The sequence below is a fragment of the Frankia sp. Mgl5 genome, from assembly GCF_023242985.1.
GTDB classification, from domain to species: Bacteria; Actinomycetota; Actinomycetes; order Frankiales; family Frankiaceae; genus Parafrankia; species Parafrankia soli.
On record NZ_JALKFY010000411.1, the window covers coordinates 1 to 765 of the forward strand.

Here is a 765-nt window from a genome sequence, read left to right on the forward strand (position 1 = left end):
GGTCATCGTGGAACCATCCGTGCTGCTGGAGCAGCGGGGCGCGGTGTCGATCGTGACGCTGAACCGGCCCGGCCGCCGCAACGGCGTGACCGTTCAGATGTGCGAAGAGCTCTATGAAGCGCTATCCCCCGTGCCGGCCAGTGATGCACGCGTCGTTGTGCTGCGTGGCGCGGGCAACGACTTCTCGGTCGGCGCTGATCTCACCGGCGGTCACTCGTCGGAACCGGTGACGCTGGAACGGCTCGGCGCCGTGTACCACGCGTCGACGTTGCTGCACACGATGCCGCAGCTGACGATCGCCGCGATCGACGGCGGCTGCGCGGGCGCGGCGATGGGGTGGGCGTGCGCGTGCGACTTCCGGTTCGCCTCCGACCGCGCCAGGTTCGCGACCGGTTTCCTGAAGGTCGGCGTGTCCGGGGACATGGGTCTCGTCTGGTCGCTCGCGCGGCTCGTCGGCGCGGCCCGCGCTCGCGAGCTGCTGTTCTTCCCGGAGAAGGTGACGGCGCAGGACGCGCTCGCCTTCGGCCTCGTCACCCGGCTGTTCCCGGCCGACACGCTGCACGACGAGGTGCTCGCGCTGGCCGACGAGCTCGCGGGCCACCATCCGTTCCCGCTGCGGATGATGAAGGCCAACGTGCTGTCCGCGGAGCGGATGGACATGGCGGAGTACATCGAGGTCGAGTCGGCGCGCCACCTGCACGTCACGGCGAGCCCGTCGTTGCTGCCGGCACGATCATCTCAGTCGGGAACCGGAACCCGACGAAC

The 765-nt window shown here is 69.8% G+C and carries 1 protein-coding gene; it reads left to right on the plus strand.

The window, feature by feature from the left end:
- A partial coding sequence (locus MXD62_RS09880; RefSeq protein WP_248829040.1) for an enoyl-CoA hydratase/isomerase family protein occupies positions 1 to 765 on the plus strand: 765 nt, incomplete at both ends.